Raw genomic sequence first — 6,405 nt, 5'->3', positions numbered from 1 at the left:
CCACGGCCGCAGCTTCGGTGGGCGTAAAGACCCCTCCGTAAATGCCGCCCAAAACAATCACCGGCATGAGGAGAGCCCAGCTGGCTTGCCATGTTGCCTTGCCAAAACTCAGGCGACCGTCACCATCGTTTTTGCCCCAGCCTTTGAATTTGGCATAAAGCCAGACAAAGAGCATGAGGGCGCCACCAATCAGCAGGCCAGGCCCCACGCCGGCAACAAACAGTTCGCCAATCGAGACCTCGGCGCTGACGCCAAACAAAATCATGGGAATGGAGGGGGGAATGATTACTCCTAATTCTGCAGAGGTCGCTTGCAAGGCTGTGGCCCATTGTCTTGGGTAGCCATGTTTGATGAGGGCCGGAATCAAGATGGCACCGATGGCAAAGGTGGTGGCCACCGAAGAGCCTGATACCGCTGCAAAGATCATGCAGGTCAAGACGCAAGTCATGGGCAAGCCACCTTGCACGCCGCCGACGATGCTCTTGGCAAACTCCACCAATCGGCGCGAGATGCCACCGGTCTCCATCAGGTTGCCCGCCAGAATGAAAAACGGGATGGCAGCAAGCGGAAATTTATTGATCGAGTTGAACATTTCCTTGACGGAAATGAGCATGTGCGCTTCGGCCACTTGGATGCCGACAATGGCTGACAAACCTATGGAGACAGCCACTGATATGGTGAGTGCAAAGCACAGCAGCATCGTGAAAAGCATGGCGAAGCTCATTGTGCAGTCTCCATTTCCATGCGGATGGGATCGAGCCAAAAACCGATGATGCCGATGATGCTGAACACAGCGCCCACCGGCATGGCCAGGTAAGCCCAGAACATGGACACGTCATCGAGGCCGATCATGGACTGAACGCTGCCTCGGTTGGCATAGTCCCAGCCCCACCACAAAATGATGCCGCAAAGCGCGAGCGCCGCAATGGCTACCACGCTGTCCAGAACGCGGCGCATGCGCTCACCGCTCATGCGGTACAGCATGTCCACGCTCACCATGGCGCCTTGCCGGAAAGCCGTGGGAATGCCCAGAAATACCATCCAGATCAGGCTGAAACGGATGAGCACTTCGGTCCATTCAGCGGGGGACTCGAGGATGAATCGGGTCACGATCTGGTGGATGCCAAAGCCGGAGGCCAAGGCCATCATGAGGCAGGCGACCATCATCGAAAATGACGTGGTCCAGTGCTCGAAGCGCAAAAAAAGTTGTTTCATCGGCCCGTGGCTTTGCTTTAAAGAAAAAACGCCCGCCAGCATACGCTGGTCGGGCATCACAAATAAGGCTCAGATCACTTGTAGTTGCGAATGCGGTCCAAGTTAGCTTTGCCAAATTTCTTTTCAAACTCTGCGTTCACAGGGCCCATCGTGGCGATGAATTTGGCCTTGTCTACATTTTCAACAACGGTCATGCCACGTTTGCGCAATTCAGCAACACCGCCTGCATCGTCCTTGTCAACACGGGCTCGGTTGGCTTTGGCACCTTCTTTGGCTGCATCCAAAAAAATCTGTTGGTCGGCTTTGCTGAGTTTGTCAAAAACAGCTTTGTTCATGATGAAAACAGAGGGCGAGTAAACATGCCCGGTGAGTGTGATGTGTTTTTGCACCTGATCGAAATTGGCGGCCAGAATCACCGAAAGTGGATTTTCTTGGCCATCGATGGTGCCGGTCTGCAAAGCGGTGAAAACCTCCGGAAACGCCATGGGCGTGGTCACAATGCCCAGGCCTTTGTAGGCTGCAACGTGCACCGGGTTTTCCATGGTGCGCATTTTCAGACCTTTCAGGTCATCTGGGGCATTGACTGAACGCTTGTTGTTGGTCATGTGGCGAACGCCATTTTCAGTCCAAGCCAGCGCCTTGAAGCCTTTGGGTTCAAATTTGGCCAACAACTCTTGTCCGATAGGACCATCGAGCACAGCTCGTGCATGGGCTTTATCGCGGAACAAAAACGGCACATCCAGGATGGCTGTTTCGGGCACAAAGTTGGGCACGGGGCCAGTTGAACCATGGCCCAACTCTTGGGTGCCCAGTTGCACTGCTTCCATGACCTCACGCTCACCACCCAATGAACCTGAGAAGAAATTTTTGATGATGATGCGCCCGTTGGTGCGCTTTTCAACCTCTCTGGCCAAAGTGACGACCGCCTCACCAGCGTGAGAATTTTCTGCGACAGAGATCGCGTTGCGCATGGTGATTTGCGCAGTCGCTGCGGTCATTAAACCCATGGCCATACCCAGGCCTATCATCAGTTTGCTCAATTTCATTGAATGCTCCTCGTGGATGGTTTCCTGAAAACAAGCTGGGAATCAACTTGTCATACAAATGGATTATGGGGTTCATGACGCATTCGCCAATACGGGTTTTCGAGGGGGCGCGAAGCTTGCTCAATTGCCCGTTGCTTGTTGAATCTGGGGTCAATTTGGCGTTAAATGGCCCTTCACAGTCGGCCCCTGGCTGAAATAACCGGGGCGCCGATCAGGCGATGGGAAGCTGAAAGCCTTTTTCACACACTGCATGGAGCATCATGAGCAACACCGTCCCCGTTCAATTTCGTGTGGGCATCACCCCCGATGTTTTGATGAGCAATGGCCAACCCATTTTTGGACAAGAAGTCTTTGAAATCTTGAACCAGCCAGGTCTGCAATGGGAGTACATGGACGACACTCCCGTGATTCGACCCGAACAGGTTGAGCGCTACGACGCCATTTGCGCCATGCTGACCAGATTCACCCCTGACAGTCTGCACACCGCCAATCCTCGTTTGAAATTGATTGCTCGGTTTGGCGTTGGTTACGACACGATTGATGTCCCCAGTTGCGAAAAGGCGGGCATCCTGCTGACGATTGCACCGGACGGCGTTCGACGCCCGGTAGCGGTTTCGGCCATCACCTTTATGCTGATGCTGGCGCACAAGGTGGGTATCAAGGACAGGTTGACCCGAGCGGGCAGGTGGGCAGAGAAATCCGACCACATCGGTACGGGCCTGACGGGCAGGGTTCTGGGCTCCATCGGGGTGGGCAATATCGGTGCCGAGATGTTTCGCCTGGCCAAGCCATTCGACATGCATTTCATTGCCCATGACCCCTATGCCGACAAAGACTTGATGGCGTCCCTCGGGGTGGAACTTGTGGATATGGAAAGTTTGTTTGCGCGATCAGATTTTCTGACGGTCAACTGTCCCTTAAATGACACGACCAGGGGCCTAGTGGATGCGCGCTTGCTGGGCTTGATGAAAAAGACGGCCTACCTGATCAATACGGCGCGTGGACCCATCGTCGATGAATCGGCTCTTTACGCTGCATTGGCAGGGCATCAGATTGCTGGGGCAGGACTGGATGTGTTCGAGGTTGAGCCCACACCCGCCGATAACCCACTTTTGCAACTCGACAACGTGATTGTCACGCCACACGGCATCTGCTTTACCGATGAGTGCATGCAAGCCCTGGCTGCCAGTGCCTTTCGAGCTGTCATCGATGTGATGAACGGGCGCAGGCCACCGTATGTAGTTAACACTTAAGTCTTTTCACAGATTCAAATCAAGGTCAAGCCATGAGCCACTCTTCCCATTTGAAACCCGTTTTAATGTCCGGTGAAGTCGTGGCCGGCGCCATGATTTTTGAGTTTTTCACCCCTGGAATTTCCCGAATTCTGGCCAACGCTGGGGCTCGGTTTGCCATTTACGACATGGAGCACACCGGACTGGGTTTTGAAACCTTGAAGTGGTTGTTCGCCACGACGAGAGGCCTGGAGATGGAGCCCATGGTTCGCGTGCCCACAGGCGAGTACACCTGGATAGCTCGGGCGCTCGACTTGGGTGCCAGAGGCGTGATGGTGCCGATGGTTGAAAGTCAGGAGCAGGCTGAGGCATTGGCGCGCGCATGCCGTTATCCGCCTGAAGGCCGGCGTGGGGCCGCATTCGGCTTTGCCCAATGTGATTACCTCGGGGGGGACGTCGCTGAAAAAATGCGCGACTACCATGCACGAACCTTGCTAATTGCCCAAATCGAAACAGAACGAGGTTTACAAAATGTGGAGGCGATCGCCGCAGTAGATGGCGTGGATGTGTTGTGGGTGGGCCACTTTGACTTGTCCAACTTCATGGGCATACCGGGACAATTCGATCACCCGGACTTTTTGGCGGCCATGAAGCATGTGGCTCAAGTGGCCAAAAAACACGGCAAGATCGCCGGCTTCATGGCGACTGACAAGGCTTGGGTAGAGCGTGCCAAGGCCATGGGTTACACCATGATGGCTGCAGGAACCGACACCGCTTTGCTGCAGGGAGCCCTGGGCCAACTCATTGTGGACATCGACTTGGCACCCAAAGACTGAGCGGTGCTTTACATCCCCGTGTAGTTCGGCCCGCCTCCACCTTCTGGCGTGACCCAGACAATGTTTTGCGTCGGGTCCTTGATGTCGCAAGTCTTGCAATGCACGCAGTTTTGCGCGTTAATCTGCAGGCGATCACTGTTGTCCTCGTTCTTCACGTACTCGTAAACACCGGCCGGGCAGTAACGGCTTTCAGGGCCGCCAAACTTGGCCAGGTTGATGCCCACGGGCACCGAAGCGTCTTTCAAAGTCAGGTGCGCTGGCTGGTTTTCTTCGTGGTTGGTGTTGCTGATGAACACGCTGCTCAGGCGGTCAAACGTCAATTTGCCATCGGGCTTGGGGTAGACAATTTGCTCGCACTCGGCTGCTGGCTTGAGGTAGACGTGGTCCGGCTTGTCACGGCGCAGCGTCCAGGGGATATGACCGCGCAGCACAAACTGCTCAAAGCCGTTCATCAAGGTGGCCACTGTCAGGCCTTTTTTGAACCAGGCCTTGAAGTTGCGCGACTTGTTCAGCTCGGTGTGCAGCCAGCTGGCCTCGAAAGCCTCGGGGTAGGCGCTCAGCTCGTCGTGCTCGCGGCCCGCCACGATGGCGTCATACGCTGCTTCGGCCGCCAGCATGCCGGTCTTTATGGCGGCGTGGCTGCCCTTGATGCGGCTGACGTTCAGGTAACCGGCATCACAACCCACCAAGGCGCCACCCGGGAACACGGTTTTCGGCAGGCTCATCAGGCCGCCTGCGGTGATGGCGCGGGCACCGTAGCCGATGCGTTTGGCGTTCACCTCGCCCTGGTCATTGGTGAAGTACCACTTGATGTTGGCGTGGGTCTTCCAGCGCTGAAACTCTTCAAACGGGCTGAGCCAGGGGTTGGCGTAGTCCAGGCCGACCACGTAGCCAATGGCCACTTTGTTGTCTTCCATGTGGTACATGAAAGCGCCGCCGTAGGTGTCGTTGTTCATGGGCCAGCCAGCGGTGTGCATGACAAACCCGGGCGTGTGGCGTGACGGGTCGATCTCCCAGACTTCCTTGATGCCGATGCCATAGGTTTGAGGATCACGGCCTTCGTCGAGCTTGTATTTGGCAATCAGTTGTTTGCCCAAGTGACCGCGTGCGCCTTCGGCGAACACCGTGTACTTGCCGTGCAATTCCATGCCGAGCTGGAAGTTCTCGGTCGGCTCTCCGTCCTTGCCAATGCCCAGATTGCCGGTGGCAACACCTTTCACAGAGCCGTCGTCGTTGTACAGCACCTCTGCGGCGGTGAAGCCCGGGAAAATCTCGACCCCCAGGTTCTCAGCCTGCTGAGCCAACCAACGCGTGAAATTGCTCAGGCTGATGATGTAGTTGCCGTGGTTTTGCGCGCACTCGGGCAAGAAAATGCCGGGGGTGCGGGTGGCACCGGTCTCTGACAGGAAGCTCCAGGCATCGTCTGTCACGGGCTGGTTGAGCGGTGCGCCCATGGCTTTCCAGTCGGGAAAGAGTTCGGTCAGGGCCTTGGGGTCCATGATGGCACCCGACAAAATGTGGGCACCTGGCTCGCCGCCTTTTTCCAGCACGACCACCGACACATCGGTGCCTTTTTCGGCGGCCAGTTGCTTCAAGCGGATCGCGGTCGACAGGCCGGCGGGGCCGCCACCCACCACGACCACGTCGTAGGGCATGGATTCGCGGGGGCCGTAGGTGCTGAGAATTTCTTCGGGGCTCATGAACGTCTCTTTTGGGAAGTTGTGAATGCTGGAGGCCTCGTGCACGCAGCGTGTCGGGCGGGTGACTCATTTTATGCGTCTTGAGGGCCATTCCCCCGCACAATGGGGATAGCTGTTTTCAGCAGCAAACACGAACCCCCTGGAAGGAATTGTCATGGCGTACGAAATCGATCTGTCTGGCCGCGTGGCCTTTGTCACTGGCGCATCAAGTGGCCTGGGCGCCCAATTTGCCAAAACCCTGGCCGCAGCCGGTGCGGGCGTGGTGCTGGCCAGCCGCCGGGTCGAGAAACTCAAAGACCTGCGCGCCGAGATCGAGGCTGCGGGTGGCGATGCGCATGTGGTCGAGCTGGATGTGACCGACCGGCACAGCATTGCG

7 protein-coding genes are annotated in these 6,405 nt (G+C 56.5%); 3 read left to right on the top strand and 4 right to left on the bottom strand.

The annotated features are described in order from the left end of the window. The 3 genes from ACIQ3A_RS13155 to ACIQ3A_RS13145 all read right to left on the bottom strand — a co-directional run. A partial coding sequence (locus ACIQ3A_RS13155) for a TRAP transporter large permease (RefSeq protein ID WP_396432183.1) occupies positions 1-724 on the bottom strand: 724 nt, incomplete at its 3' end. Further along, a complete protein-coding gene (locus ACIQ3A_RS13150; protein ID WP_396432182.1) occupies positions 721-1,215 on the bottom strand; it encodes a TRAP transporter small permease in 495 nt (164 codons plus the stop codon). The genes ACIQ3A_RS13150 and ACIQ3A_RS13155, both read right to left, overlap by 4 nt. 74 nt (positions 1,216-1,289) lie before the next feature. Continuing rightward, positions 1,290-2,261 carry a TRAP transporter substrate-binding protein gene (locus tag ACIQ3A_RS13145; RefSeq protein WP_396432181.1) on the bottom strand — a complete coding sequence of 324 codons (972 nt, stop codon included), beginning with the start codon at positions 2,259-2,261 and terminating at the stop codon, positions 1,290-1,292. 260 nt (positions 2,262-2,521) lie between these two features. Between ACIQ3A_RS13145 and ACIQ3A_RS13140 the strand changes: the two genes are divergently transcribed. Beyond that, positions 2,522-3,514, top strand: a complete 993-nt coding sequence (locus tag ACIQ3A_RS13140; protein WP_396432180.1) for an NAD(P)-dependent oxidoreductase — start codon at positions 2,522-2,524, stop codon at positions 3,512-3,514. 32 nt (positions 3,515-3,546) lie between these two features. Continuing rightward, a complete protein-coding gene (locus ACIQ3A_RS13135; RefSeq protein WP_396432179.1) occupies positions 3,547-4,329 on the top strand; it encodes an HpcH/HpaI aldolase/citrate lyase family protein in 783 nt (260 codons plus the stop codon). Between the two features lie 8 nt (positions 4,330-4,337). On the opposite strand, the gene ACIQ3A_RS13130 is transcribed toward ACIQ3A_RS13135, so the two are convergent. Then, the gene (locus tag ACIQ3A_RS13130; RefSeq protein ID WP_396432178.1) at positions 4,338-6,029 is read right to left on the bottom strand and encodes an electron transfer flavoprotein-ubiquinone oxidoreductase; all 1,692 of its coding nucleotides are present in this window, start codon (positions 6,027-6,029) and stop codon (positions 4,338-4,340) included. A gap of 154 nt (positions 6,030-6,183) precedes the next feature. Between ACIQ3A_RS13130 and ACIQ3A_RS13125 the strand changes: the two genes are divergently transcribed. Beyond that, the coding region (locus ACIQ3A_RS13125) for an SDR family NAD(P)-dependent oxidoreductase (protein WP_396432177.1) at positions 6,184-6,405 on the top strand (222 nt) is incomplete at its 3' end.

It is taken from the genome of Limnohabitans sp., assembly GCF_044361985.1.
Classification (GTDB): domain Bacteria; phylum Pseudomonadota; class Gammaproteobacteria; order Burkholderiales; family Burkholderiaceae_C; genus Limnohabitans_A.
This window is presented reverse-complemented; position numbering and strand designations above follow the sequence as displayed.

Bases quoted from the DNA above. Each gene is read 5' to 3' on its own strand.
- ACIQ3A_RS13150 (WP_396432182.1), bottom strand. From the start codon at position 1,215: ATGAAACAACTTTTTTTGCGCTTCGAGCACTGGACCACGTCATTTTCG.
- ACIQ3A_RS13145 (WP_396432181.1), bottom strand. From the start codon at position 2,261: ATGAAATTGAGCAAACTGATGATAGGCCTGGGTATGGCCATGGGTTTA.
- ACIQ3A_RS13140 (WP_396432180.1), top strand. From the start codon at position 2,522: ATGAGCAACACCGTCCCCGTTCAATTTCGTGTGGGCATCACCCCCGAT.
- ACIQ3A_RS13135 (WP_396432179.1), top strand. From the start codon at position 3,547: ATGAGCCACTCTTCCCATTTGAAACCCGTTTTAATGTCCGGTGAAGTC.
- ACIQ3A_RS13130 (WP_396432178.1), bottom strand. From the start codon at position 6,029: ATGAGCCCCGAAGAAATTCTCAGCACCTACGGCCCCCGCGAATCCATG.